This window comes from Variovorax sp. Sphag1AA (assembly GCF_014192575.1).
In the GTDB taxonomy this organism is placed as follows: Bacteria; Pseudomonadota; Gammaproteobacteria; order Burkholderiales; family Burkholderiaceae_C; genus Variovorax.
On sequence record NZ_JACHYC010000005.1, the window covers coordinates 1 to 26,250 of the forward strand.

25 protein-coding genes and 1 tRNA gene are annotated in these 26,250 nt (G+C 63.1%); 8 read left to right on the forward strand and 18 right to left on the reverse strand.

Annotation, left to right across the window (positions count from 1 at the left end):
- Positions 1 to 254: 254 nt before the first annotated feature.
- From queF to yaaA, 4 genes are read right to left on the reverse strand one after another with little or no spacing between them, the layout of a single operon-like run.
- On the reverse strand, positions 255 to 1,112 hold the full coding sequence (gene queF, locus FHW64_RS19425; RefSeq protein WP_184529249.1) for an NADPH-dependent 7-cyano-7-deazaguanine reductase QueF: 858 nt from the start codon (positions 1,110 to 1,112) through the stop codon (positions 255 to 257).
- Positions 1,109 to 2,002 carry an alpha/beta fold hydrolase gene (locus FHW64_RS19430; RefSeq protein ID WP_184529252.1) on the reverse strand — a complete coding sequence of 298 codons (894 nt, stop codon included), beginning with the start codon at positions 2,000 to 2,002 and terminating at the stop codon, positions 1,109 to 1,111. The genes queF and FHW64_RS19430 overlap by 4 nt, the downstream gene beginning before the upstream one ends.
- 20 nt (positions 2,003 to 2,022) lie before the next feature.
- Complete coding sequence (locus FHW64_RS19435; protein WP_184529254.1) at positions 2,023 to 2,859, reverse strand: 2OG-Fe(II) oxygenase; 837 nt, start codon at positions 2,857 to 2,859, stop codon at positions 2,023 to 2,025.
- Positions 2,856 to 3,662, reverse strand: a complete 807-nt coding sequence (yaaA, locus tag FHW64_RS19440; RefSeq protein ID WP_184530413.1) for a peroxide stress protein YaaA — start codon at positions 3,660 to 3,662, stop codon at positions 2,856 to 2,858. Before yaaA ends, FHW64_RS19435 begins: the two co-directional genes overlap by 4 nt.
- 124 nt (positions 3,663 to 3,786) lie before the next feature.
- On the opposite strand from yaaA, the gene FHW64_RS19445 reads away from it, so the two are divergent.
- Positions 3,787 to 6,657 carry a valine--tRNA ligase gene (locus tag FHW64_RS19445; RefSeq protein ID WP_184529256.1) on the forward strand — a complete coding sequence of 957 codons (2,871 nt, stop codon included), beginning with the start codon at positions 3,787 to 3,789 and terminating at the stop codon, positions 6,655 to 6,657.
- A gap of 103 nt (positions 6,658 to 6,760) precedes the next feature.
- The gene (gene galU / locus FHW64_RS19450; RefSeq protein ID WP_184529258.1) at positions 6,761 to 7,651 is read left to right on the forward strand and encodes a UTP--glucose-1-phosphate uridylyltransferase GalU; all 891 of its coding nucleotides are present in this window, start codon (positions 6,761 to 6,763) and stop codon (positions 7,649 to 7,651) included.
- A 23-nt stretch (positions 7,652 to 7,674) separates the two neighbouring features.
- Here galU and FHW64_RS19455 read toward each other — a convergent pair whose 3' ends face one another.
- The 3 genes from FHW64_RS19455 to cysM are packed head-to-tail and all read right to left on the reverse strand — an operon-like array spanning position 7,675 to position 9,397.
- Positions 7,675 to 7,902: a sulfurtransferase TusA family protein gene (locus tag FHW64_RS19455; protein WP_093163094.1), complete on the reverse strand. Its 228-nt coding sequence runs from the start codon at positions 7,900 to 7,902 to the stop codon at positions 7,675 to 7,677.
- A 22-nt stretch (positions 7,903 to 7,924) separates the two neighbouring features.
- A complete protein-coding gene (locus FHW64_RS19460; RefSeq protein ID WP_184529260.1) occupies positions 7,925 to 8,476 on the reverse strand; it encodes an NUDIX domain-containing protein in 552 nt (183 codons plus the stop codon).
- Between the two features lie 18 nt (positions 8,477 to 8,494).
- On the reverse strand, positions 8,495 to 9,397 hold the full coding sequence (gene cysM, locus FHW64_RS19465; RefSeq protein ID WP_184529262.1) for a cysteine synthase CysM: 903 nt from the start codon (positions 9,395 to 9,397) through the stop codon (positions 8,495 to 8,497).
- A gap of 40 nt (positions 9,398 to 9,437) precedes the next feature.
- Between cysM and FHW64_RS19470 the strand changes: the two genes are divergently transcribed.
- Positions 9,438 to 9,522 (forward strand) — tRNA-Leu (locus FHW64_RS19470).
- A gap of 49 nt (positions 9,523 to 9,571) precedes the next feature.
- Here FHW64_RS19470 and FHW64_RS19475 read toward each other — a convergent pair.
- The gene (locus FHW64_RS19475; RefSeq protein WP_184529264.1) at positions 9,572 to 10,501 is read right to left on the reverse strand and encodes an SDR family oxidoreductase; all 930 of its coding nucleotides are present in this window, start codon (positions 10,499 to 10,501) and stop codon (positions 9,572 to 9,574) included.
- Positions 10,502 to 10,537: 36 nt separating this feature from the next.
- On the opposite strand from FHW64_RS19475, the gene FHW64_RS19480 reads away from it, so the two are divergent.
- Together FHW64_RS19480 and FHW64_RS19485 are read left to right on the forward strand one after the other, a co-directional pair.
- Positions 10,538 to 11,602, forward strand: a complete 1,065-nt coding sequence (locus tag FHW64_RS19480) for a CDP-6-deoxy-delta-3,4-glucoseen reductase (RefSeq protein ID WP_184529266.1) — start codon at positions 10,538 to 10,540, stop codon at positions 11,600 to 11,602.
- Between the two features lie 32 nt (positions 11,603 to 11,634).
- Positions 11,635 to 12,609 carry a tripartite tricarboxylate transporter substrate binding protein gene (locus FHW64_RS19485; protein WP_184529267.1) on the forward strand — a complete coding sequence of 325 codons (975 nt, stop codon included), beginning with the start codon at positions 11,635 to 11,637 and terminating at the stop codon, positions 12,607 to 12,609.
- A gap of 104 nt (positions 12,610 to 12,713) precedes the next feature.
- Here the strand turns inward: FHW64_RS19485 and FHW64_RS19490 are convergent, their stop codons facing one another.
- The 8 genes from FHW64_RS19490 to FHW64_RS19525 all read right to left on the reverse strand — a co-directional run bounded on the left by FHW64_RS19490 (position 12,714) and on the right by FHW64_RS19525 (position 21,749).
- On the reverse strand, positions 12,714 to 13,430 hold the full coding sequence (locus FHW64_RS19490) for an ABC transporter ATP-binding protein (RefSeq protein ID WP_184529269.1): 717 nt from the start codon (positions 13,428 to 13,430) through the stop codon (positions 12,714 to 12,716).
- A 1-nt stretch (position 13,431) separates the two neighbouring features.
- On the reverse strand, positions 13,432 to 14,202 hold the full coding sequence (locus tag FHW64_RS19495) for an ABC transporter ATP-binding protein (RefSeq protein ID WP_093163080.1): 771 nt from the start codon (positions 14,200 to 14,202) through the stop codon (positions 13,432 to 13,434).
- 17 nt (positions 14,203 to 14,219) lie between these two features.
- Positions 14,220 to 15,401, reverse strand: coding sequence for an ABC transporter permease subunit (locus tag FHW64_RS19500; RefSeq protein ID WP_184529271.1), 1,182 nt, complete (start codon positions 15,399 to 15,401; stop codon positions 14,220 to 14,222).
- 10 nt (positions 15,402 to 15,411) lie between these two features.
- Positions 15,412 to 16,341, reverse strand: a complete 930-nt coding sequence (locus FHW64_RS19505; RefSeq protein ID WP_184529273.1) for a branched-chain amino acid ABC transporter permease — start codon at positions 16,339 to 16,341, stop codon at positions 15,412 to 15,414.
- Between the two features lie 248 nt (positions 16,342 to 16,589).
- The gene (locus tag FHW64_RS19510; protein ID WP_184529275.1) at positions 16,590 to 17,879 is read right to left on the reverse strand and encodes a replication-associated recombination protein A; all 1,290 of its coding nucleotides are present in this window, start codon (positions 17,877 to 17,879) and stop codon (positions 16,590 to 16,592) included.
- Positions 17,880 to 17,896: 17 nt separating this feature from the next.
- Positions 17,897 to 18,535, reverse strand: a complete 639-nt coding sequence (lolA, locus tag FHW64_RS19515) for an outer membrane lipoprotein chaperone LolA (RefSeq protein ID WP_184529277.1) — start codon at positions 18,533 to 18,535, stop codon at positions 17,897 to 17,899.
- A gap of 28 nt (positions 18,536 to 18,563) precedes the next feature.
- Positions 18,564 to 20,942 (reverse strand): DNA translocase FtsK, encoded by a 2,379-nt coding sequence (locus tag FHW64_RS19520; protein WP_184529279.1) that lies wholly within the window; start codon positions 20,940 to 20,942, stop codon positions 18,564 to 18,566.
- 132 nt (positions 20,943 to 21,074) lie between these two features.
- Positions 21,075 to 21,749, reverse strand: a complete 675-nt coding sequence (locus FHW64_RS19525; protein ID WP_184529281.1) for a Crp/Fnr family transcriptional regulator — start codon at positions 21,747 to 21,749, stop codon at positions 21,075 to 21,077.
- Between the two features lie 163 nt (positions 21,750 to 21,912).
- Here FHW64_RS19525 and trxB point away from each other — a divergent pair, with 163 nt between their 5' ends.
- The 3 genes from trxB to rpmG all read left to right on the forward strand — a co-directional run bounded on the left by trxB (position 21,913) and on the right by rpmG (position 23,481).
- Entirely contained in the window at positions 21,913 to 22,863 is a 951-nt protein-coding gene (gene trxB, locus FHW64_RS19530; RefSeq protein ID WP_184529283.1) for a thioredoxin-disulfide reductase, read from the forward strand.
- A 199-nt stretch (positions 22,864 to 23,062) separates the two neighbouring features.
- Positions 23,063 to 23,296: a 50S ribosomal protein L28 gene (gene rpmB / locus FHW64_RS19535; RefSeq protein WP_088955402.1), complete on the forward strand. Its 234-nt coding sequence runs from the start codon at positions 23,063 to 23,065 to the stop codon at positions 23,294 to 23,296.
- An 11-nt stretch (positions 23,297 to 23,307) separates the two neighbouring features.
- Complete coding sequence (gene rpmG / locus FHW64_RS19540) at positions 23,308 to 23,481, forward strand: 50S ribosomal protein L33 (RefSeq protein ID WP_007830291.1); 174 nt, start codon at positions 23,308 to 23,310, stop codon at positions 23,479 to 23,481.
- 131 nt (positions 23,482 to 23,612) lie between these two features.
- Here the strand turns inward: rpmG and FHW64_RS19545 are convergent, their stop codons facing one another.
- Positions 23,613 to 24,827: a fatty acid desaturase gene (locus FHW64_RS19545; protein WP_184529285.1), complete on the reverse strand. Its 1,215-nt coding sequence runs from the start codon at positions 24,825 to 24,827 to the stop codon at positions 23,613 to 23,615.
- A gap of 131 nt (positions 24,828 to 24,958) precedes the next feature.
- The gene (locus tag FHW64_RS19550) at positions 24,959 to 26,230 is read right to left on the reverse strand and encodes an RsmB/NOP family class I SAM-dependent RNA methyltransferase (RefSeq protein ID WP_184529287.1); all 1,272 of its coding nucleotides are present in this window, start codon (positions 26,228 to 26,230) and stop codon (positions 24,959 to 24,961) included.
- Between the last annotated feature and the right edge of the window lie 20 nt (positions 26,231 to 26,250).

A 26,250-nucleotide genomic window follows, 5' to 3' on the forward strand; every position in this document is an offset into this window, starting at 1 on the left:
ATTTTTCTTTTCTTCCCTCCGCTCAACTCGCCACACCCCGAAGGATCTAACTCGTCGCTGTGTTTTGCGGAGCCCTCGATTATGACAGAGTTTTTGAAGAATCGAGAAATCTTTGAAAATTTCTTTCTTCCTCTTCACCGTGCTCATTTAGCCCCGAGAGACCTCATAAGCGCTGTCACGTTCAGCGGAGCCTTGAATTATGGCACCGTTTTCGACCTTCCGGCAAGTCCGTCGGAATTTTTTGTTCCCCCCTCCTACTGCCGCGCGGTCCGGACGTTCTCAGGCAAGGCCTGCGGCCAGCTCGTGCGGAACGGGTTGATATCGAGCCCGCCGCGACGGGTGTACCTCGCATACACCGCAAGCTTGTTGGGCAGACAGCGGTGCCAGATGTCCGTGAAGATCCGCTCCGCGCACGGCTCGTGAAACTCGTTGTGATTGCGAAAGCTGACGATGTACGCCAGCAAGCCAGCCTGGTCGATCTGCGGTCCGCTGTAGCGGATCTCCACACTCCCCCAGTCCGGTTGCCCGGTGACAAGGCAATTGCTCTTTAGTAGGCGGCTGGTCAGCGTCTCCGTCACGGGTGGCTGGGTGGTGTCACTTGCCAGCAGTTCTGGCGCCGGCTGATATCGAGTGCACTCGATATCCAGTCGGTCCAGGTCGAGCCCGTCTAGTTCGTGCACCCGCTCAGTCTCGAACGCTGCCGGCGAGACCAACTTCACCCCGACGCTACCCTTGCGGTCACTCCCGCGCCAGACTGCTTCGCTCAAGTCGGCACGCAAACGCTCCCTAACGGCATCCTGATCCACGAAAACGCTGCTGTTGAAGCTGTTGAGATAGAGCTTGAACGACTTGCTCTCGATGATGTTCGGCGTCTCGCACGGCACAGTGAAGTGCGCGATCGCAAGTTGCGGCTTGCCACGAGGGTTGAGCCAGCTCAGTTCGAAGGCGGTCCAGAGATCAGCGCCAAAAAACGGCAGTGCGCCTTCCTTGATGCCCATCGCTTCGCGCTGCATCGCGCGTGCGATCGGGAAAAGCAGGCTCGGCTCATATTGATCGGCGTAGGCGGAAGCCCGGCCCAGCTGCGATTGTTCAGGGGTGTTGTCGAGGCTCATGATCGGCTCTGGGCAGTCTGTAGAAAGGGAACGATGTGCTGCAGGAGGATTTCGATCACGGGCGGCGGCAAATCGTGCCCCATTCCAGGAATGCCAACGAAACGCGCTCCTCGAATGCGCCGAGCCGTGTCCTCGCCGCACGCGATCGGGACCAGAGGATCGGCCTCACCATGCAGGACCAAGGAGGGGCTTTCTATTCGCGAGAGCAATTCGGCGCGCTCGCCGTCCGCGGCGATTGCAAGTATCTGCCGCGTGACGCCAGCCGGCCGATACGCGCGGCGAAGCGCACGGGCAATTCGGTCCGCCTGGATGCGCTCGTCCCGCGCATAGGCGGGGCTCGATATCAGTCGATAAAACCGAAGGCCGTGTTCGACCAAGGCAGCCTCGGTCCTGCTGGCAGGCCGCCGCAGGAGCGCGGCGGCGACATCCGCCCGCGGTCCCGGCAGGTTGCGCGCACCACTCGAACTCATGATGCTGACCAGGCTGGCCATCCGCCGGGGCGCGCTCGCGGCAAGGCGCTGCGCGATCATGCCGCCCATCGAAGCCCCGATGACATGAGCACGTTCGACACCCAGTGCATCAAGCACCCCGAGCGCATCGTCGGCCATATCCTGAAGCGAATAGGCCGAGCGCACCTGCAGCCCAAAACGCTGCCGAACGCTCTGCCAGATCACGTTACCCGTGCCCGCTTCATCGAAGCCCTGGCTCAGCCCAATGTCGCGGTTGTCGTGGCGGATCACCCGGAACCCGGCATCCACCAGAGTCTCGACGAACTCAGCCGGCCAGCCGATCAGCTGCATGCCAAGCCCCATGATGAGCAGAATCGCCGGGCGGCCTTCGCCGCCGCTGTCCTCGACCTCGATCTGGATGCCGTTCGCGGAGACTTTCATGCGGGTGCGCGCTCAGCCGTTCAATTGAACTCGCGCTCGCGCAACCATTTGGTGGCGACCCACTTCTCACCTGAAAGAACCGGCGCTCCACCATGCAAGGTGCGCGTCGCCGGATCCGGGCGCTCGTAGCTGAAGAAGACGCCCGTCCCACGTTTGGGTGCAACTTCCAGCCCTACGTCGGGGAAGGTGGTGGCGCCGCCCTGCTCGGGCTCGTGCAAATACATCACGAGTGTGGCGACGCGCTGGCCGCCCCGCTTCAGGATGATTGGCGTACCAGGCTCGCTCGGGTCGAAATAGTCGTAGTGCGGCCGATACTGCGCGCCGGGTGAATAGCGAAGGACCTGCAGCCCCTCGCCGAACTCCAGCGGCCACCGCAGCAGTGCGGCGATGCGCTTCTCGAGTCTTGCGACCACAGGGTTCTCTCCACGCTCGAAGAACATCCCGTCACTGGTCCGGTCGACGTTGAGCGCCTCGCCGCCCGTCTGCGTCTCGACAGTCAGGGAGCGCGCAAGCCGCTGGCGTGCCGCGGCGATCAATGCCTCGCACTCCTCGTCCGACAAAAGGTCCCCGAAAACAATGACGCGCGGATTCCGCATGGTCTGCAGCACGTGGACACGGCGGTCGCCCGCGTCGATGTAGAGCGGCGAGTTCGAAAGATCGGGCCCGGGCATCGCCTTCGTCGCTTCGGTCGTGCCAACGGCCTCCCGCTCCACTTCGGCCAGGGCCGCATCGGCCGCAGCATCGTGCCAACCGGCAGCCCGCATGGACGCGCGCAGGCTCGGGACCGAGTGGCCGGCAGCCAACTGGGTCGTGATCCACTCGCGAAGCTCTGCGCTGATGACTTGTCCTTGACTCATGATGCTCTCCGTCGAAACACCATCCGATCAGGCTTGGAGGCCGACGCGTCGAAACCATAGCCCTCGAGGTCGAACTTCTCCAGCGCCTTGGGCGTCGCGGCCTTGTGAAGGACCGCCCACCGCGCCATGAGACCGCGTGCGCGTTTCGCGAAGAAGCTCACGATCTTGTAGCGCCCTGGATCAGCCGCACCGGTGCCGCCCTTCCACTCTTCGAAAACGCACTCCACGACACGCGCCTTGAGCACGCCCTGATCGACTGACTTGAAATATTCCTGCGAAGCGAGGTTGATGACAACCGGCGTCCGATCCGCGGCAAGCCGCTCGTTCAGGTACTCGGAAATGCGACTGCCCCAGAACGCATAGAGATCCTTGCCATGCCGGTTGCCAAGCTGGGTCCCCATTTCGAGGCGATAGGGCTGGAGCAGGTCGAGCGGCCGCAGCACGCCATAGAGCCCGCTGAGGATGCAGACATGATCCTGCGCCCACGAAAGCTGGCTGGTCGTGAGCGTCTTTGCGTCGAGGCCGCCATAGACGTCGCCATCGAATGCAAGCGCCGCCTGCTTCGCGTTCCTGCTGGTGCCCTTCGATGACCACACCGCATAACGCGCCACATTGAGGGCTGAAAGCTTGTCTGACAGATGCATCAGTTCGGCGACCTGCTGGGGCGACTTCTCCCTCAGGATCTTGATCAGTTCCGCCGCTGGCCCCCTGGGCCCTTCGAAGCGGGGTTGAGTAGCCAGAAGAGTGTCGGGAACGGGGGTTTCGAAATCGAGGGACTTGGCAGGCGAGAGCAGGAAAAGCATCGGCGGATTATCAGCGGCGCATGGATGACCGCTCCGGGTCGCCGCAGTCGTGCCGTCGAATAAAATCTTTCCACTTCCACCCACAAGCGGCATCCTGCGGGATGCCGTTCGTTTTTGTACTGCCATGAGTGAGACCTTGCCCCAACCCGGCCTCGAAAGCCTGTCCAAATCCTTCGAACCCGCCGCCATCGAAGCGCACTGGGGGCCTGAATGGGAGCGACGCGGCTACGCAGCCGCGGGCTTCCGCGGCACTCAGAAGGCGAAGGAAGGCGCACCCTCCTTCGCGATCCAGCTTCCGCCACCAAACGTGACCGGCACGCTGCACATGGGGCACGCGTTCAACCAGACGATCATGGACAGCCTCACGCGCTATCACCGCATGGCGGGCGCCAACACCGTGTGGGTGCCGGGCACCGACCACGCCGGGATCGCAACGCAGATCGTCGTCGAGCGTCAGTTGCAGGAACAAAAGGTCAGCCGGCACGACCTTGGCCGGAAGAACTTCGTTGCGCGGGTATGGGAGTGGAAGGAAAAGTCCGGCAACACCATCACCAACCAGATGCGCCGCATGGGCGACACGGTGGACTGGAGCCGCGAATACTTCACCATGGACGAGAAGCTGTCGAAGGTGGTTACTCAGACCTTCGTGCAGCTCTACAACGAGGGGCTCATCTACCGCGGCAAGCGCCTGGTCAACTGGGACCCGGTGCTCAAGACTGCCGTGAGTGACCTGGAAGTCGAGAGCGAGGAAGAGGACGGCTCTCTCTGGCACATCGCCTATCCGCTGGAAGACGGATCGGGCTCGCTTACGGTCGCGACGACCCGTCCCGAAACCATGCTGGGCGACGTCGCCGTGATGGTTCATCCCGAAGACGAGCGCTACAAGCACCTCGTCGGCCAGCGCGTGAAGCTGCCGCTGGTCGATCGCCTGATTCCGGTCATCGCCGATGACTACGTCGACAAGGAATTCGGCACCGGTGTCGTCAAGGTCACGCCGGCGCACGATCACAACGACTATGCCGTCGGGCTGCGGCACGGTCTGGAAATCATCGGCGTGCTGACGCTCGATGCCACCATCAACGACAACGCGCCTGAAAAGTACCGCGGCCTGGATCGCTTCGTGGCCCGCAAGGCGGTCGTCGCCGATCTCGAAGCGCTAGGCCTGCTTGTCGAAACCAAGAAACACAAGCTCATGGTCCCGCGCTGCGCGCGTACCGGCGCCGTGGTGGAGCCGATGCTCACCGACCAGTGGTTCGTCGCGATGACCAAGCCTGACGCCGATGGTCAATCGATCGCGCAAAAGGCGATCGAGGCGGTGCGCTCCGGGGAAGTGCGTTTCGTCCCCGAGAACTGGGTCAACACCTACAACCACTGGATGGAGAACATCCAGGACTGGACGATCTCGCGCCAGCTCTGGTGGGGTCACCAAATCCCGGCCTGGTACGACGAGCAGGGCAACGTCTACGTCGCACACGACGAGGCCGAAGCGCAAGCCCAGGCCCCCGGCAAAAAGCTCGCGCGTGACGAGGACGTACTCGACACCTGGTATTCGTCGGCGCTCGTCCCCTTCTCTTCGCTCGGCTGGCCCGAGAAGAGCGAGGATCTTGACCTGTACCTCCCATCCACCGTGCTGGTGACAGGCTACGACATCATCTTCTTCTGGGTCGCCCGGATGATCATGATGACCAAGCACTTCACCGGCAAGGTGCCGTTCAAGCACGTCTACATCCACGGGCTCGTGCGCGATTCGCATGGCAAGAAGATGAGCAAGTCCGAGGGCAACGTGCTCGACCCGGTCGACCTCATCGATGGCATCGCACTGCCCGAGTTGCTCGACAAGCGCACGCAAGGTCTGCGCCGGCCCGAGACGGCACCCACGGTTCGCAAGAACACCCAGAAGGAATTCCCGGACGGCATTCCCGCCTTCGGCGCCGACGCCCTGCGATTCACCTTCGCATCGCTCGCGTCGCTTGGACGCAGCATCAACTTCGACTCGAAGCGCTGTGAAGGCTATCGCAACTTCTGCAACAAGCTCTGGAACGCCACGCGCTTCGTACTCATGAATTGCGAAGGCCAAGACTGCGGCCTGCGCGAGCACACCAAGGAAGAATGCGCCCCCGGCGGGCCGGCCCACGGCTATCTGAAATTCAGCCAGGCCGACCGCTGGATCACCTCCCAGCTGCAGCGCGTCGAAGCAGAAGTGGCGAAGGGCTTCGAGGAGTACCGTCTCGACAACGTCGCGAACGCCATCTACCAGTTCGCATGGGACGAGTTCTGCGATTGGTACCTGGAGATCGCCAAGGTCCAGATCCAGCAAGGCGACGACGCGCAGCAGCGCGCCACGCGCCGCACGCTGATCCGTTCGCTCGAGACGCTGCTGCGCCTGGCGCATCCGGTCATTCCCTTCATCACCGAAGAGCTCTGGCAAAAGGTTGCGCCAGTCGCTGGCCGGGCCGGCGATTCGGTCATGACGGCGGCTTACCCGAAGAGCCAGCCCGAGAAGATCGACGAGGCTGCAGAGGCCCATGTCGCCCGACTCAAGTCGCTCGTGGATGCCTGCCGCACGCTGCGCGGCGAGATGAACGTCTCGCCGGCCACGCGCCTGCCGCTCTACGCCGTTGCCGACGATGCGGCAAACGCCACGTTCCTGCGCGAAGCGGCGCCAGTGCTTCAGGCACTCGCCAAGCTCAAGGAAGTGAAGGTCTTCGACGACGAAGCGGCCTGGGCCGCAGCCGCTGAAGCCGCGCCTGTCGCCGTGGTCGGTAGTGCCCGCCTCTGCCTGCACATGGAAATCGACAAGGCCGCGGAAAAGGCACGCATCGGCAAGGAACTGGCGCGCATCGAAGGTGAGATCGCGAAGGTCAACAGTAAGCTCGGCAACGAGGCCTTCGTCGCGAAGGCGCCGGCAGCGGTGATCGAGCAGGAGCGCAAGCGGCTCACCGACTTCACTGCCACGCTCGAGCGCCTGCGGGATCAGCTTGTCCGCCTAGGCTGACAGACGTGTGGCCTGGCGGCAAATAGTATGTGAGCATGTGGGTTGAGCGTCCGCGACGCCGCCCACCTTTTCGATCTTCGTCTTCGATTCACACGAAATTCACATGTCCAACTCCCCGACGCGCATTCGCAAGGCCGTGTTCCCCGTAGCCGGCTTTGGCACCCGTTTTCTGCCGGCCACCAAGGCGCAACCCAAGGAAATGCTTCCGGTGGTGGACAAGCCCCTGATCCAGTACGCGGTCGAGGAAGCGTACGCCGCGGGCATCCGCGACATGATCTTCGTCACCGGGCGCAACAAGAGGGCGATCGAAGACCACTACGACGCCGCCTATGAGCTCGAATCGCAGCTCGAAGCCAGCGGCAAGAAAGAATTGCTCGCCATCGCGCGCTCGGTCATGCCGGACGACATGACCTGCTCCTACGTGCGCCAGCCGCGCATGCTGGGCCTCGGTCATGCGGTGCTGTGCGCCGAACACCTCGTCGGCAACGAACCTTTTGCTGTGCTGCTCGCTGATGACCTCATGGTCGGCCCGCAGGGAGGCGAGCCGGTGCTGGCACAGATGACCCGCGCATTCGAGAAGCTCGGCGGCTCATTGCTCGCAGTTCAGGAAGTGCCCCTGGAACACGTCAAGCGCTACGGCATCGTGGCTGGCGACGTGGTCGAGGAAGGCCTGGTCAAGGTCAACCGCATGGTCGAGAAGCCCAAGCCGGAGGACGCGCCTTCGCGCCTCGGCGTTGCGGGGCGCTACATCCTGACGCCGGCGGTGTTCGGCCACATCCGGAATCAACCCAAGGGTGCTGGCGGCGAGATCCAGCTGACCGACGGCATCGCCGCGCTGATGACCAAGGAATCGGTCTATGCGTACTCCTATGCGGGTACGCGCTACGACTGCGGCAGCAAGGAAGGGTTCCTGCAGGCGTCGGTCGAATTGGCTCTGGCGCACCCTGAAGTGGGTGCTTCGTTCCGCCAGTATCTGAAGAGCCTGGAGCTCTGAGCCTCAACTGCTGCGCCGCTCGCTCAGCGACGGCGCAGTACGTGAATGAACTCGTCGCCGACCGTCTGCTGGTCAACGAGATCGTTTCCGGTCTGCCGGGCGAAGGCCTGAAAGTCGCGCACCGAGCCTGCGTCAGTCGCCACGACTCTCAGCAGTTCGCCGCTATGCATCTCGTTGAGCGCCTTCTTGGCCTTGAGGATGGGCAGCGGGCAGTTGAGCCCGCGGGTGTCGATTTCCTTGTTCACTTGCATGTGATTTCCTCCTGCGCAGGGCTCAACTGGCGAGCCCGCGTCGGCGCTCCTCGTTCTCGGCGGCGGTAAAGAATATCGGCTCATGGCCGCGTGTACGAAGCCAATCAGCCAGCGCATAGCCGGTGCCGGCAGGCCAGCACTTCAGATCAGGCAGATCGTAGAGGCGGTAGTCCACGAGTTCGGGCGACAGCGACACTTCGCCGTGGGCCACCACGTGGTAGGCGATGATGACCTGGTTCATTCGCTGAAAGTCGTAGACACCCACCAGATTCACTTCGCTCACGTCGAGGCTGGTTTCTTCCTTGACCTCGCGCGAGATGCCTTCCTGCGGCGTCTCTCCGGCTTCCATGAAGCCTGTGATGAGCGCAAACATCTTGGCAGGCCATGCGGCATTGCGGGCAAGCAGCACCTGTCCGCCGTACTCGACGATCGCGGCTAGCACCGGCGTCGGGTTGTTCCAGTGCGTCCAGTCGCAGGAAGGGCAACGGAGGCGCGACTTCGGGCCTCCGTCCTCCAGCGCTTCGATATGAGCCAGCGGCGTGGCGCAGGAGGGGCAGAAGCGAGGTTGGTTCATGACTGAATGGCAGGGGAATCAGGCGGGGAAGACGCCGGTGGAGAGATAGCGATCACCGCGGTCGCACACGACGAAGACGATGGTCGCGTTCTCCACCGTCTTGGCAATCTCGAGCGCCACCCAGAGCGCGCCTGCGGCCGAAATGCCGCCGAAGATGCCCTCTTCGCGCGCGAGGCGCCGGCACATTTCCTCGGCGCTGTCCTGGCTGACGTTGACCACCTGATCGACCCGGCTCGGGTCATAGATCTTCGGAAGATATTCCTGCGGCCACTTGCGAATGCCCGGAATGCGCGAACCTTCATCGGGCTGCGCTCCAATGATTCGAACGGCCGGGTTCTTCTCCTTGAGGAAACGCGACACCCCGGTGATGGTGCCCGTGGTGCCCATCGCGCTCACGAAGTGCGTGATGCGGCCTTGCGTATCGGCCCAGATCTCGGGCCCGGTCGTCTCGTAGTGGATGCGCGGATTGTCCGGATTGGCGAACTGGTCGAGCACGCGCCCCTTGCCCTGCTGCACCATCTGCTCCGCGAGATCGCGGGCGTATTCCATGCCGCCACTCTTCGGCGTCAGCACCAGTTCGGCCCCGAAAGCCTTCATGGTCTGCGCGCGTTCAACGGAAAGGTCCTCCGGCATGATGAGGACCATGCGATAGCCCTTGATGGCGGCAGCCATGGCGAGCGCAATGCCGGTGTTGCCCGAGGTCGCTTCGATCAGCGTGTCACCGGGCTTGATCTCGCCGCGCTCCTCGGCGCGCTTGATCATCGACAGTGCAGGTCGATCCTTGACCGAGCCTGCAGGATTGTTGCCTTCGAGCTTGCCCAGGATCACGTTGCCGCGCTTCGCATTCGCTTCCGCATCGATGCGCTGCAGAGCCACCAGGGGCGTCTTGCCGATCGCGTCTTCAATCGTTGGATATTGCATGGGAGTCACTGTGCCATAATTTCTGGCTTCCTTCCTTCCCGCCCGGGTGGTGAAATTGGTAGACGCAGGGGACTCAAAATCCCCCGCCGCAAGGCGTGCCGGTTCGATTCCGGCCCCGGGCACCATCGCTCTTCAGCGGTGGTTTGGCGCATCAGGCGCCACATCCGAAGCCGCTCAGCGATCGGACCGAAGCCCCGACTCCACCGTCGGATAGCACAGCCGGACACGCAGCTCGCGCTTCAACCGGCTGTTATCGAGCCGGCGCGATTCCCCCATGAAGCTCAACAACGACAGCGGAAGCTGCGACTGCGCTTCCTCGCGCGCGATGCGCGGCGGCGGGGGCATTCCATACAGCCTGGCCGCGAGTTCGACGTAGTCGCCCATCTTGATCTCGCCGTCGTCGCTTGCATGAAACACGCGTTGCGGTCCGCCGCGCCACAGGGCGGACATACAGATGCGAGCGAGGTCGTCGGCATGGATGTGGTTGGTATAGACGTCGTCTTCCTCGCGAAGCACGGGCGTGCCGCGCTGGAGTCGCTCCCGCGGCGTGCCACCCTCGCGGTCGGGTGCGTAGATGCCGGGAATGCGCAGGATGCGTACAGAAACGCCCGCACGCCCGAGCCACCGCACGCTGCGCTCGGCGTCGACCCGTCGGTGCGCACGCGGCGTATCGGGCCGCACGGCACGGGCCTCCGTGACCCGCGCGCCGCCACAATCGCCATAGACCCCGCTGGTGGAACCATAGACCAGCGAAGCAGGCATCGACCGCAGGCGCAATGCCCGCACAAGCGCCAGCGTGCGCGTATCGCGCCACCATTCGCCGCCGTCGATGCGCGGCGGAGGCGCAAGGTGCAGCACACGGGTCGCGATACCTGAAAGACGCTTCAGAGAGGTCGGATCATCGAGATCCGCGACAATCGGCCTCACGCCCGCCTGTCGCAGCGCGTTGACGCGCGGCGGCGACGAGGTCGATGCGAGCACATTGACACGCCCGCGCAGCAGCCCGACCACCCGCAGCCCGACATCGCCGCATCCCACCACGAGCACGCGCTCCCGGCGGAAGCGCGAGGGCCTCGCGCCGAGAGGGCTGTTGATTGAGGGCAAAATTCATCTCCCTTTGAGTAGCGCTAAAGAATAACCATGACCAGTGCGGTCCCGAACGAGTCGGGCTTTCATATCACGGTGGAGCCGAGCGGACGCCACTTCCAGGCGTATTCGGACGAAACCATTCTCGCGGCAGGCATCCGCCAAGGCATCGGTCTTCCGTACGGCTGCAAGGATGGCGCGTGCGGCTCCTGCAAGTGCAAGAAGCTCTCGGGTGCAGTCACGATGAAATTGCACCAGAGCAAGGCCCTGAGTGCGGACGAAGAACTGGCCGGCTACATCCTCACCTGCTGCGCGACCGCTGAAAGCGATGTGGTTCTCGAATCGCGCCAGGTCACCGAAGCGGGCGCTTTCCCGATCCGCAAGATGCCGGTGCGCGTGGCCGCCATCACCAAGATGTCACACGACGTCGTGATGCTTCGCCTGCAACTGCCGGCCGGCGAGCCGCTTCAGTTCCACGCAGGCCAGTACATCGAATTCATCCTTCGCGATGGCACGCGCCGCAGCTATTCGATGGCCAACGCGCCGCACACGCTGCAAGAGCCGGGGACGGGCATTGAGCTCCACATCCGGCACTTGCCCGGCGGTAAGTTCACGGACCACGTCTTCGGCACGATGAAGGAGAAAGAGATCCTCCGCGTCGAAGGCCCCTACGGGAGCTTCTTCCTGCGCGAGGAATCCGACAAGCCATTGGTCTTTCTCGCGTCGGGCACCGGCTTCGCACCGATCAAGGCGGTCATCGAACACATGAAGCTCAAGGGCATCACGCGTCCGGTCAGCTTGTACTGGGGCGGCCGCCGCCCTGAAGACCTCTACATGGACGAGTGGGTCCGCGCGCAGATCGCGGAGTTGCCGAACCTGCGCTATGTACCGGTGATCTCCAACGCCGTGCCAGAAGACAACTGGAACGGGCGCACCGGCTTCGTCCACCTCGCGGTGATGGAGGATTTCGACGATCTGTCGGGCCACCAGGTGTATGCCTGCGGTGCGCCCGTGGTCGTCGATTCGGCCAAGCACGACTACGTGTCGAAGCGTGGTCTGCCCGAGGAAGAGTTCTTCGCCGACGCCTTCACGACGGAAGCGGACAAGGCCATTCCCTGACCCTCAACAAGACATCAACGAACAACAGAGACATGAACGCCAGAAGACACTTCCTCGCCGCGCTTGCAGCTACCACGGCCGTCGTTGCCGCCCCCCACGCCATCGCACAGAACCGTCCGATCCGGCTAATCGTTCCTTACGCAGCCGGCGGCCCGATCGACGTCACGGCGCGCGTGCTTGCTGAGGGTGTGAAGGATTCGCTCGGCACAGTGATCATCGACAACAAGCCCGGTGCTGGCGGCAACATCGGCGCGGACGCAATCGCCAAAGCGGCGCCGGACGGTCTCACTATCGGCATCGCAGCGACGGCGACGAATGCCGTCAATCCGTGGCTCTACGCCAAGATGCCCTTCAACGCGGCCACGGACTTCGCGCCGATCACGCAGATGGTCCGCGTGCCCAACGTCCTGGTGATGAATGCGGACACCGCGAAGCGCCTCAACATCAACAGCCTTCACGATCTCATTGCCTACGCCAAGGCGAATCCCGGCAAGCTCAACTACGGCAGCGGCGGAAACGGCAGCGCCGGACATCTGGCCGGCGAGATGTTCAAGAAGGAAGCGGGCATCTTTGCCGTGCACATTCCGTTCAACGGTGGCAATCCAGCACAACTGGCACTGCTGTCGGGGCAGGTCGACTTCAATTTCGACAACCTCGCGACCGCTGCGCCGAACATCCGTTCGGGCAAGCTGAAGGCCATCGCCGTTACTACCGCCGAGCGTAGCAGCGCGTTGCCCGACGTTCCCCCGGTGGCTGCAACGCTGAAGGGCTTTTCAATCGACACCTGGTGGGGCCTGGTCGCGCCGGCCGGCACGCCGCCGGACGTGCTGGCGAAGCTCAATCACGCGTTCGTCGCGGCGCTCAAGACGCCGGAGACGAAGACCCGCTTCGCAACGCTGCTCGCCGAGCCGGTCGCAAGCTCACCCGAACAGTTCGGCGCGTTCATGAAAAGTGAACTCGCCAAATACGAAAAGGTCGTCAAGGCAACCGGCGCCCAGGTCGACTGACCGGGGCCCGAAGCCAGGGCTGGCGCGGAACCGGCTTAGCCGGGCCGCAGGCAGCGCCCCCTGCAAGGGGGTTGGCGGCTACGCGAAGCGAGCAAGCCTGGGGGTTATTCCCCAAGATATGCGGCCCGAACCTTCGGGTCGCTCAACATCACCTTGGCATCGCCGCTCATGGTGATCAGCCCTGACTCCATCACGTAACCGCGATCGGCCAGCTGCAGCGCACGGCTGGCGTTCTGCTCCACGAGAAGCACGGTCACGCCCTGGTCGTACACCTGCTTCACCACCTCGAAGATCTTGTCGACCATGATCGGCGACAGACCCATCGAAGGCTCGTCGAGCAGCAGCACCTTTGGCCGCGCCATCAGCGCACGCCCCATGGCGAGCATCTGCTGTTCGCCGCCAGACATCGTTCCGGCAAGCTGGTTCGCGCGCTCCTTGAGACGCGGGAAAGTCGTGAAGACACGGTCAATGTCCCGCGCGATCTCGGCCTTGTCCTTGCGGATGTACGCGCCGATCTGCAGGTTCTCGGTGATGGTCATGCGGGTGAACACGCCGCGGCCTTCCGGCACCATGACCAGCCCCTCGCCCACGAGGTCCCAGGCGCCACGCCCCTTGATGCTCTTGCCCAGGAATTCGATGTTGCCGCCGAGGAACGGCAGCGTGCCGGTGATGGCCTTCATCGTCGTCGTCTTGCCAGCCCCATTGGAGCCGATCAACGACACGAGTTCGCCCTCGCGCACCTCGAAGTCCACGCCCTTCACGGCCTGGATGCCGCCATAGGCGACCTTCAGGTCGCTGATCTTCAAAAGGGTTTGCGCCATCTCAATGTCCTCCGGTGCCGAGGTAGGCCTCGATCACCTTTTCGTTCTTCTGTACGTCCGCGGGCGTTCCCTCGGCAATCTGCTTCCCGTAGTCGAGCACCGTGACCCGGTCGCACAAGCCCATCACGAGCTTCACGTCGTGTTCGATCAGCAGGATGGTGCGGTCGTCCTTGCGGATGCGATCGATGAGCTGGCGCAGTTGCACCTTCTCGGTGGCGTTCATGCCGGCAGCAGGTTCGTCGAGTGCGATGAGTTGCGGATCGGTCGCCAGCGCGCGGGCGATCTCCAGCCGGCGCTGGTCACCGTAGCTCAGCGTGCGTGCCTTGTAGTCGGCGAACTTGCCGATGCCGACGTAGTCGAGCAGCTCGTGCGCGCGCTTGGCGATCGCCGCCTCCTCGGCCTTGAAGCCGCCGGTGCGGAAGATCGCGCCCAGCACGCCCGAGTGGGTGCGGATGTGGCGCCCGACCATGACGTTCTCGAGCGCAGTCATTTCCGCGAAGAGGCGGATGTTCTGGAAGGTGCGTGCGATGCCGGCCTTGGCGACCTCATGCACCGCGGTCGGCTGATACGGCTTGCCGGCCAGTTCGAACGTGCCACTGTCAGGCGTGTAAAGACCGGTAATGACGTTGAAGAACGTGGTCTTGCCCGCGCCATTGGGGCCGATCAGGCCATAGACCTGGCCGCGCGTGATCTTCATGCCCACGTCGGACAGAGCCTGCAGGCCGCCGAAGCGTTTCGAAATGCCTTGTACGTTGAGGATGGTGTCGCTCATGTTCGTTCTCCCATCGCTCACGGATTGATCGACATCGGACGCGATGCCACGCCCGGGACTTCGTCGGCCGGGACTTCCACGCCCGGCGCCGCGGCCGGCATGCCCGAAGCGGGCGCCGTGCCCTTGCGGGCCAGCGACTTGCCATGCTCAGGCGACGGCCAGAGACCGCGCGGACGCACCAGCATGATGATGATCATCGCGAGCGCAATGAAGAGCTGGCGCAGGATGGAAGCATCGAGGCGGCCATCGGTCATGGCCTGCAGCGGGGCGGCGACATAACGCAGCACTTCAGGCAGCGCCGCAAGCAGCACCGCGCCCAGGATGACGCCCGGCAGATGGCCGATGCCGCCCAGCACGACCATCGCGACGATCATCACGGACTCCATCAGGCTGAACGACTCCGGCGAGACGAAGCCCTGGAAGGCCGCGAACATCGAGCCCGAAACGCCGCCGAAGCTCGCGCCCATGCCAAACGCCAGCAGCTTCATGTTGCGGGTGTTGATGCCCATCGCCTTGGCGGCGATTTCATCTTCACGGATGGCCATCCAGGCTCGGCCGACGCGCGACACCTGCAGCCGGTGCGACACCAGGATGGTGACAAGCACCAACGCCAGGAAGAGGTAGTAGTAGAGCGTGACAGACGAGATCGTGAAGCCGTCGAACTTCAGCGCCTTGCCCAGATTGAGCCCCCAGAAGTGCACCGGCTCGATCGCAGTGATGCCCTTCGGACCGTTCGTGATGTTGAACGGCTGGTCAAGGTTGTTGAGGAACACGCGGATGATCTCGCCGAAACCGAGCGTCACGATCGCGAGGTAGTCGCCGCGCAGCTTCAGCGTCGGTGCACCGAGCAGCACGCCGAACAATGCCGCGACGCCGAACGCCAATGGAATCACGATCAGCAGCGAACTGTGCAAGCCGCCCGGGAACATGGCCTTGAAGGCCGGGAAAGTCTCGGAGAGATGCGGTGATTCGAGCAGCGCGAACAGATAGGCACCGATCGCGAAAAAGGCGACGTAGCCGAGGTCGAGCAAGCCGGCGTAGCCCACCACGATGTTCAGGCCCAAAGCCAGCATCACATAGAGCAGCGCGACGTCGGCAATGCGGACCCAGGCATTGCCCTGCGTCTGCAGCAGCAACGGCAGTGCCAGCAGGGCGATGGCTCCGATCAGGACGAAAAAGAGGTTCTTGCCTTGTTTCATGGCTGTCTCCTCAGGCACGGTCCGCCACACGCTCGCCAAGCAGGCCGGACGGCCGCAGCGTGAGCATGATGATCAGCACGACGAACGCGATGATGTCGCTGTACTGGCTGCCGAGCACGTCGCCCGTCAGAGCGCCGAGGTAGCCCGAGCCGATCGCCTCGATCACCCCGAGCAGGATGCCGCCGACCACTGCACCCGCGAGATTGCCGATGCCGCCGAACACAGCGGCAGTGAAGGCCTTGAGCCCGGGGATGAAGCCCATCGCGTGCTGCGCGATGCCGTAGTTGGAGGCGTACATCACGCCCGCCACCGCCGCCAGCACGGCGCCGATGATGAAGGTGGCCGAAATCACCATGTCGGGACGGATGCCCATCAGCGCTGCGACGCGCGGGTTCTCCGCGGTGGCACGCATTGCGCGTCCGAGCTTGGTGTAGTTGACCAGCCAGGTCAGGATCGCGAGACAGATCGCGGTCACGCTGAGGATCATCACCTGCGTCGGCGAGATCACCGCGCCGCCCAGGTGGATCGGCGTGGTCGGGAGCAGGTTGGGATAGGCCTTGTTCGTCGGCTTCCAGATGATCATGGCCAGCGTCTGCAGCAGGATCGACACGCCGATGGCGGTGATCAGCGGAGCCAGCTTGGGACTGTTGCGCAGCGGCCGGTAAGCCACCTTCTCGATCACGAAGTTGAGCGCCGCAGCGACCACGCACGCGATGATGAGCGCGAGGAGCAGGATCAGCCAACCCGGCGTGCCCGGCATCGACTGCTGCATGAGCCCGATGACGCTCCAACTGGTCAGTGCCCCGACCATGAGCACTTCACCGTGCGCGAAATTGATGAGATTGATAATGCCGTACACCATCGTATAGCCCAAGGCTATCAAGGCGTACATGCTGCCCAGAACCAGACCGTTGATGATCTGTTGCAGCAAGATGTCCATAGCGAGGATTCCCTTTTTTTGTGGTGACACCCTTGAGAGGTGCCTCGATCGGCCCGGCGTACCGGATTGACGCCTGGTTTCACTTAGCAAAAAACCCGCCAGCATGTGTCGACGGCGGGTTTTTTGTGGGCGGAATTTTAGACACGGCTCCCTGACATTTAGGCCGTTTTGGACCGGGGTTTTCCCGCTGGCGCAAAAACTCAGGCGCGCGGGGTCACCAACTCGCTCACCCGACGCGCAAATGCGTATCAGCGCGCATCTTCGTTGCGCTTTCGCAGGTCGCGCATCTTCTCGGCAATCTTGATTTCGAGGCCACGCTCGACCGGCCTGTAGAAAGGCGGCGGCTCGATTCCATCCGGCATGTAGCGCTCGCCGGCCGCGAAGCCGCCATCTTCGTCGTGGGCATAACGGTAGCCCTTGCCGTAGTCGAGCTGCTTCATCAGCCGCGTCGGTGCATTGCGCAGGTGCATGGGGACGGGCCGCGTGCCATCCGACTTGATGAAGGCCTTGACCTCGTTGTAGGCCTTGTAGACCGCGTTCGACTTCGGCGCGATCGCAAGATAGACGACACACTCGGCCAACGCGAGTTCGCCCTCGGGCGAACCAAGGCGCTCGTAGACTTCGGCGGCGTCGAGTGCGAGGCGCAAGGCCCTCGGGTCAGCGAGCCCGATGTCTTCGCTCGCCATGCGGACGAGCCGCCTCGCCATGTAACGCGGATCGGCGCCGCCGTCGAGCATGCGCACGAACCAGTAAAGCGCCGCATCCGGGTCGCTGCCGCGCACCGACTTATGCAGCGCGGAGATGGTGTCGTAGAACTGATCGCCGCCCTTGTCGTAACGGCGCATCCGTTCGCCGAGCACGCGCAGAAGCCATTCGTCGGTGATGTGATCGAGAGACTCGGCGCCGGCCGCGATCGAGAGCGTTTCGAGCGTGTTGAGCAGCCGCCTCGCGTCACCATCGGCATATGCGATGAGGCGTTCGATCGCTTTCTCCTCGACCGCGGGAACCGCCTTGATGTTCTGCGCCCGGCTGACGATCTGCTTCAGGTCGTCCTCGCTCAGGGGCTGGAGCACATAGACGGCCGCGCGCGAGAGCAACGCGGAATTCACCTCGAATGACGGGTTCTCCGTCGTCGCTCCGATGAAGGTGAACAGGCCCGACTCGACATGCGGCAGGAACGCATCCTGTTGGCTCTTGTTGAATCGGTGCACCTCATCGACGAACACGATGGTGCGGCGCTGCTCGAGTCCGTCGCGCGCTACTGCGGCGCGTTCGACCGCGTCACGGATGTCTTTGACGCCCCCCAGCACCGCGCTGATGCTGAGGAACTGCGCGTCGAATGCGTCCGCCATCAGCCGCGCGATGGTTGTCTTCCCGACGCCGGGCGGCCCCCAGAGGATGCAGGAGTGCGGCTGGCCCGACTCGAAGGCGATGCGTAGCGGCATGCCCGGACCGAGCAGATGCTGTTGCCCGATGACCTCGCCGAGGTTCCTGGGGCGGAGACGCTCTGCGAGTGGTTGATGCGCGGAAGTTGCCATCGAAGGCGCGTGATCCCCTATTGGCGAACCACGTCGGCGCCCGCAGGCGGCTTGAACTGGAAGGTGCTCGCAGGAAGCGCAGGATTCACCTCGACCTTGCTGAACTTCAGCACCGACTTCTGGCCGAAGCTGTCGAGGATCTCCAAAGCGGCGAGCGAATCGCCCTGGAAGCCGATCTGCACGCTCTGGAGTTGGCCGTCCTTGCTCTTCGGCGTTGCCTTGACCCACTGCAAGCCGTCGCGCTCGGGCGCGGACTCGAGCGCGAAGTCGGCCTGAAGAGCCTTCAGATCAGGCGCTGACGCAATCAGCGCGGCCGGCGTCGAACCGAGCGCCTGCGCCTGCTTGCGCTGCGTGACCTGATTGAGGTCGGCGTCGAAGAGCCAGAGGGTCTCGCCGTCGGCGACGATGTTCTGCGCGAATGGCTTCTTGTAATCGAAGCGGAATTTGCCGGGGCGCTGGAATTCGAAGGTGCCAGTCGACACCTTGTCGCGCGCGGTCTGGCCTTCCTTCGGCGGCGAGGTCACGGTCTGCGTGAACTCGGCACGGCCCGATCGGGCGTTCTTCACGAAGGCCTCGAGGCTTTCCAGGCCACCGGCCGATGCACTGGCCATGAACGCCGCGAGGCCGATGCCCGCGATCAGTTTCTTCAATAACATCTCTGTTCTCCCTGGAAGCGCGCCGGACTCACTCGGTTCGGGCCGGCACCAGGATCTCCCGCTGGCCGCTGCCGCTCATCGCACTCACGAGGCCGGCCTGTTCCATTTCTTCGACCAGCCGCGCGGCGCGGTTGTAGCCGATCTTGAGGTGGCGCTGCACCAGCGAAATGCTGGCCTTGCGATTCTTGAGCACGACTTCGACCGCCTGGTCGTACATCGGGTCTTTCTCGCCGCCTTCGCCGCCCTCGCCCAGCAGATCGCCATCGCCGTCGACTGTGCCACCTTCGAGCACGCCCTCGATGTAGTCCGGCTCCCCTTGGGACTTGAGGTAGGCGACGACACGATGCACTTCGTCATCGCTCACGAACGCGCCATGAACGCGCACCGGGAGCCCCGTGCCGCTGGCCATGTAGAGCATGTCGCCCATGCCAAGCAAAGCCTCGGCGCCCATCTGATCGAGGATGGTGCGCGAATCGATCTTGCTGGAAACCTGGAACGCAATGCGCGTCGGGATGTTGGCCTTGATGAGGCCCGTGATCACATCCACGCTCGGACGCTGCGTCGCGAGGATCAGATGGATGCCTGCCGCACGCGCCTTCTGCGCCAGACGGGCAATCAGCTCCTCGATCTTCTTGCCGACGACCATCATCAGGTCGGCCAATTCGTCGATCACGACCACGATGTGCGGCTCGCGGGCGAGCGGCTCCGGGCTGTCAGGCGTGAGGCTGAACGGGTTGTAGATGAACTCCTCGCGCGACTTCGCATCGTCGATCTTGGCGTTGTAGCCAGCAAGATTACGAACGCCGAGCTTGCTCATGAGCTTGTAGCGGCGCTCCATCTCCGCAACGCACCAGTTGAGACCGTGCGCCGCCTGCCGCATGTCGGTGACGACGGGCGCAAGCAGATGCGGAATGCCTTCGTAGACCGACATCTCGAGCATCTTCGGGTCGATCATCAGCAAGCGGACATCGCGCGCCTCGGCCTTGTAGAGCAGGCTCAGGATCATTGCGTTGATCCCCACCGACTTGCCCGAACCGGTGGTGCCGGCCACGAGCACGTGCGGCATCTTCGCGAGATCGGCGACGACCGGGTTGCCCACGATGTCCTTGCCGAGACCCATCGTCAGCAGCGACTTGCCCTCGTTGTAGACCTGCGAGCCGAGAATTTCGCTCAGGCGAATCGATTGGCGCTTGGCGTTCGGCAACTCGAGCGCCATGTAGTTCTTGCCTGGAATCGTCTCGACAACGCGGATCGACACCAGCGACAGCGAGCGCGCGAGGTCCTTCGCGAGATTCACGATCTGCGCGCCCTTCACGCCAGTGGCCGGCTCGATCTCGTAGCGGGTGATCACCGGCCCCGGCGATGCGAGCACGACGCGCACCTCGACGCCGAAGTCCTTCAGCTTCTTCTCGATCAGCCGCGACGTCATCTCGAGCGTATCGGCCGAGACGGTCTCCTGGCGCGTCTGAGCCGCATCGAGCAGGTCGATCTGCGGGAGCTTGCTGTCGGGCAGTTCGCGGAACAGCGGCTTCTGGCGTTCCTTGGCGACGCGGTCGCTCTTGGGCACTTCCACCATCGCGGGCTCGATCTGGACCGGTGGGGATGGCGCGCGCCGCTTGGGACGCGGGACCGCCCGCAGTTCCTCGTCAGGTGCATCGGGCTCCGGGCTCGTGTCGAAGGCCGTCACCTCCTCGCGTTCGCGAACGGCCTGCTTGCCCATTGCGATGTCTTGAGCGATCTCGCGTCGCTCGCGCCGCATCTCGAAGAGCGAATACAGCCGGGAACCGATGCGCTCGGCAATCTGACCCCACGAAAACCGGAACACTAGCGCCGAACCGATCACGCCACAGGCAATGGCAATGAGCGCCGAGCCCGTGAAACCCATCCACTTGACGCTGGCCGGTCCGACGAAATAGCCCAGCACGCCGCCGCCGTGGCCCGGCAGGCGGAATTCGAGGCGATAGAGACGCGACCATTCGAGAACGGCGCTCGCGCACAGAAGGAGGATCAGGCCGAACCAGAACGCAAGGCGGCTCCGATTGAACCGGCCGCGGGGCGGCTCGTCCGGCTGCGGCGAACCGCCGCCGCGCATCCAGTGGGCCAGTGAAGACAGCCAGACGCGCAGGCCGGCCGCGAGGCACCACCAGACCGAATAGCCGGCCAGGAAGTAGCTCGCATCGGCAACCCACGCTCCGATGCGTCCACCCCAGTTCTTCACATCGCCGCCCGTGCCGGAGGTCGACCAAGCCGCGTCCGAAGGCGTGAAGCTCAGCATCGCGAGAAGCCAGAACAGCAATGCGACAAAGCCCGCGATCAACGTGATCTCGTGCGCGAAACGCATCGCGCGCGCCCGGACCGGTTGTCCCTCGGCCGACGACGATTGAAGGGTATTGAGCGAATAAGTCATGAAAGGCAAAGCGACCCGCCCAGCGCAACGGAACGGTGGCTTGAGGAAACTACAACGAAACCCATCGCGGCCAGGTTGTCAGGGCCGGCGAAGCAGAGAAGCCGGCGCGCCAAAGCGCGGCCGGTAGAACGATCAGGCCAGCGATGAGAGCCGTTCCTTGATGATCATGGACCCGTCAGACTGGGTCTGCACGAAACCGCGCTCTTCGAGATCCTTCATGACGCGGCTGACCATTTCGCGCGATGCGCCGACCATCTTGGCGAGGTCTTGACGCGAGATCTTGTCACGCACCTTCATGTTGCCGGCGCCATCGTCCACCGCGAACTCGAGCAGTGAGCGCGCAACGCGGCCGTAGACGTCCATGAGAGCCAGCGACTCGATCTTCCGGTCTGCATGACGCAGGCGGGTAACCAAGCCACGCATGATGTTGTATGACATCGAGGAGCTCTCAGGCAGGCAACGCGCAAAGGCTTCGCGGCCGAGCATCAGCACGTCGGTCTGGATCTCGGTGCGAACCGTGGCCGAGTGCGGCTCATCGTCGATCATGCTCATCTCGCCGATGTAATCGCCCGGATGAAGCGTCGCAAGGATGACCTCGCGACCACGGCTGTCGGTGCTCATGACCCGGGCACGGCCGGTCAGAATGATGTAGAGGGCATCGGACTTCTTGCCTTGCTCGACCACAACCTCGGCGCGCTTGAAGCGCTTCTTGACGATCGCATCGGCGATGCTCGCGGACTGCGTGGGCGTCAGCGCTGAGAAAAGCGGCACGCGACGGAGCAATTCAAGATTGGACAGCATCGACATTCATCAATCCCCGGATTCCGCGCGATCCAAACCCCATGGATTAATACAATCGCGCGCATTGAAAACAGCCCCCGCACGGTCTTGAACCGAACGGTGATACTCCATATCTATCACCCCTGAAAATGTACACGCTGACGCAGCGTCAATCCTAGGTTTTCTACTCATGTCAACGCCACGCCACGCCAAGGTCCTCATTCTCGGCTCCGGCCCCGCCGGTTATACCGCCGCAGTCTACGCGGCCCGAGCCAATCTCCAGCCCCTGCTTATTACCGGAATTGCACAGGGTGGTCAGCTCATGACGACCACCGAAGTCGACAACTGGCCAGCCGATGTTCACGGCGTGCAGGGCCCCGATCTCATGCAACGCTTTCTTGAGCACGCCGAACGGTTCAAGACCGAGATCGTGTTCGATCACATCAACAAGGTCGACCTGAGCAAGCGCCCCTTCACGCTGACCGGCGACAGTGCCACTTACACTTGTGACGCGCTCATCATCGCGACGGGCGCTTCGGCCAAGTACCTCGGCATTGAATCCGAACAGCATTTCATGGGGCGTGGCGTGTCCGCTTGCGCGACCTGCGACGGCTTTTTCTATCGCGAGCAGGAGGTCTGCGTGATCGGCGGCGGCAACACCGCGGTCGAGGAGGCGCTCTATCTCTCGAACATCGCCAAGAAGGTGACCCTTGTGCATCGTCGCGACAAGTTCCGCGCGGAGCCGATCCTCGTCGACAAGCTTAACGAGAAGGTCGCCGAAGGCAAGATCGAACTGAAGCTTCACAGCGCGCTGGATGAAGTGCTGGGCGACGACTCCGGCGTCACCGGCATCCGGATCAAGAACCTCCAGACGAACGAAACGGAACAACTCGATCTGAAGGGCTGCTTCGTCGCGATCGGTCACCACCCGAACACCGACATCTTCCAGGGGCAGCTTGAAATGAAAGACGGCTACATCGTCACGCGAGCTGGTCTTCAGGGTTTCGCCACGATGACCAGCATCCCGGGCGTGTTTGCCGCAGGCGACGTGCAGGATCATGTCTATCGCCAGGCAATCACCAGTGCAGGCACAGGCTGTATGGCGGCACTGGACTCGCAGCGGTTCCTCGAACAGGAATGACACCGCCAGCCGGCCCGAGGCACTTCCGACCCGGGGCTGGTGGCGCTATAATCGCGGACTTTGCTGAAATTGCTGGTCCCGGCCGGCTCTGAGCGGCAAGTCCGGGGTACCGCCACCCGATTCTGGCGAGGTCAAGCTGCAAACCACCTCTCAACACCCTGTTGGGCCAGGTGCCAGCTGTTCAAGAAAGAGTGTCCTCATGGCACGCGTATGCGAAGTAACGGGCAAGGGCCCGATGGTCGGAAACAACGTTTCCCACGCCAACAACAAAACCAAGCGCCGGTTCCTGCCGAACCTGCAATACCGTCGTTTCTGGGTCGAATCCGAAAACCGTTGGGTTCGCCTGCGCGTTTCGAGCGCCGCCCTGCGTTTGATCGACAAGAACGGCATCGACGCCGTGCTCGCAGACCTGCGTGCGCGCGGCCAAGCTTAAGGAGCTGAATCATGGCAACGAGCAAAGGCGGACGCGAAAAGATCAAGCTGGAATCCACCGCGGGTACCGGCCATTTCTACACGACCAGCAAGAACAAGAAGACGATGCCTGAAAAGATGTCGATCATGAAGTTCGACCCCAAGGCACGCAAGCACGTCGAATACAAGGAAATCAAGCTGAAGTAATTCAGGCTTCCTTATCAAAAACCCGCTGCAATCCAGCGGGTTTTCTTTTGCCCAGTTGAATTGCCGAAAAGCACGGGGCACAAAAAAGCCGGCGATGAGCCGGCTTTTTCTTTTGAGAATACGACGGACCGTTATGCGCGGGCAGCGCGCAGGCGCGTCGAAAACTCTCGCAGGCCGGCAATACCACTCGCCTCGGCACGATGGCACCAGCCAGCGAGATCAGCCGCGAGTTGCTCGCGCGATTGCGAAGTATTGAGCCACAGCTGACGCAGCTCTTCGCGCATCGTCATCATCTTGTCGAGCGCCGGGTGAGCCGCGCGCGCCTGAACCAGATGGGTCCGCGCCGCAGCGGGCACCTTATCGTCGTCGCGGTGCAACCAACGTTTGGCCGCCTTGAGAACGGAGAGGTCCGCGCCCTTGGCCTTCAGCGATGCAAGCTCGCCCTTGGTCGCACGGCGCATTTCGCGCGCGAAGTTCGCCATGACCTCGTAGCGATTGGCGATGACGGCTTCCAGCGTCTTGGCGTCGGCCACCGGCTGGACATCGCCCATCTGCATCTTCGGCGGCACCTTCTTGACCTTGGCCCAGCCGATCTTCTGCATCAGGCTGATATAGACCCACCCGATATCGAATTCGTACTTCTTGACCGAGAACTTGGCCGACGTCGGATAGGTGTGGTGGTTGTTGTGCAGCTCTTCACCGCCAATGATGATGCCCCAGGGGATCAGATTGGTGCTGGAGTCCGTGGCTTCGAAGTTGCGATAGCCCCAGTAGTGGCCAATGCCGTTGACCACGCCAGCCGCCCAGAACGGAATCCACAGCATCTGGACCGCCCAGACCGTCAGACCAAGGGCGCCAAACAGCGCGAGGTTGAGGATCAGCATCAGGCCCACGCCCTGCCAGCTGTAGCGGGAATACAGGTTGCGTTCGAGCCAGTCATCAGGCGTACCGTGGCCGAAACGCTCCATCGTTTCCTTGTTCTTCGATTCCTTGCGGTACAGCTCGGCGCCGCGCCACATGACCTCGTCGATGCCCTTCACTTGCGGGCTGTGCGGATCGTCTTCGGTTTCGCACTTGGCGTGGTGCTTACGGTGGATGGCCACCCACTCCTTGGTGACCATGCCGGTACCGATCCACAGCCAGAAGCGGAAGAAATGCGACGGGATCGGGCCCAGATCCATGGCCCGGTGCGTCTGCGTACGGTGCAGGAAGATCGTGACCGCCGCGATCGTGATGTGCGTGGTGACGAGCGTGTACAACACGATCTGCCACCAGGTGAGATCCCACAAGCCGTTTCCGAGCCAATCGATGGCCGCGCTCAGGACGGCAGAGTCAGGAAGCAACATTGAATTCGGTACTCCATGGCCACACGAAGGTGCAGCCCTCAGGTAACCCGCGATTTTAATGGCTCACCCCCTGAAAAGGGGCTTAAATCCTTGATACATCGCAAGTTTTGGCCGTCTTTGGAGCTTCTTACCTACTTCCGATTCCAGACCGCGGCAAAGAAGCCATCAGTCGCATGGCGATGGGGCCACAAGCGAAGGAAGCGCTTCCCAACCTCGCCGCCCGAGCACAGGCTTTCGGCGCCGTCGACCTTGAGACCATTCAGCAATTCGGCCGCATCGACCGGCTCGAAATCCGGGTTCGCGGCGCCAAAGGCTTCGGCGATCGCCTCGTTCTCCTCGGGCAGGACGCTGCAGGTCGCGTAGATGAGACGCCCTCCCGATTTCACGAGCCGCGAGGCACTCTGAAGAATCGCGGCTTGCTTCGCGGTGAGCTCCTGGACCGACTGCGCCGACTGGCGCCACTTCAGGTCGGGATTGCGCCGAAGGGTGCCGAGCCCCGAACAGGGCGCGTCGACCAGCACCCGATCGATCTTGCCCGCCAGCCGCTTGATGCGGTCGTCGCGCTCGTGCGCGATGGCGGCCGGATGGACGTTCGACAGCTTGCTACGCGCCAGGCGCGGCTTGAGCGCATCCAGACGATGCGCCGAGGTATCGAACGCATAGAGCCTGCCGGTGTTTCGCATGGTCGCGCCAATGGCAAGCGTCTTCCCGCCGGCGCCGGCGCAGAAATCGACCACCATCTCGCCGCGTTTCGCTTCGAGGAGCAGCGCGAGCAATTGCGATCCCTCGTCCTGGACCTCTACCGCGCCACGGGCAAAGGCATCGAGCTTCGTGAGCGCCGGTTTGCCCTCTATCCGAAGCCCCCAGGGCGAATACGGCGTCGGTGTCGACTTGATGCCGGCAAGGCCCAACTCGTTTTGTACATCGGCCCGCTTGTCCGTGAGCGCATTGACCCGGAGGTCCAGCGGCGCCGGCTGCTGCAGGTTCTCCGCCAGTGCCCAGAACTCGTCACCCAACTGCGCCTTGAGAGGCTCGACGAGCCATTCCGGCAGGTTGTGCTTGTGGCGCTCGAGCAGTTCGTCTGGCTTGACCGAATCGCAGTTGTCGAGCCAGCGCCTTTCGGTCTCGTTCAACGCGCTCTTGAGGAACTCCCTTTGGCCGTGGAAGCCGAGGATGGCCATCCGGCGCTCTTTCGGACCGGTACCCGAGCGCGCCAGGTGCTCGAACAGCAGCTTCTTGCGCAGGACGGTATAGACCGTCTCGGCCAGCGTCGCGCGCTCACGCGGGCCCAGCTCGCGGTGTTCGCGGAAGAAGCGGGAGACGACCTGATCGGCCGGATGATCGAATTTCAGGACGAGGCCGACCAGGTCGGAAGTGGCCTCAAGCAGGGCTTTGGGATGCATCCCCCGATTGTCTCAGCCAC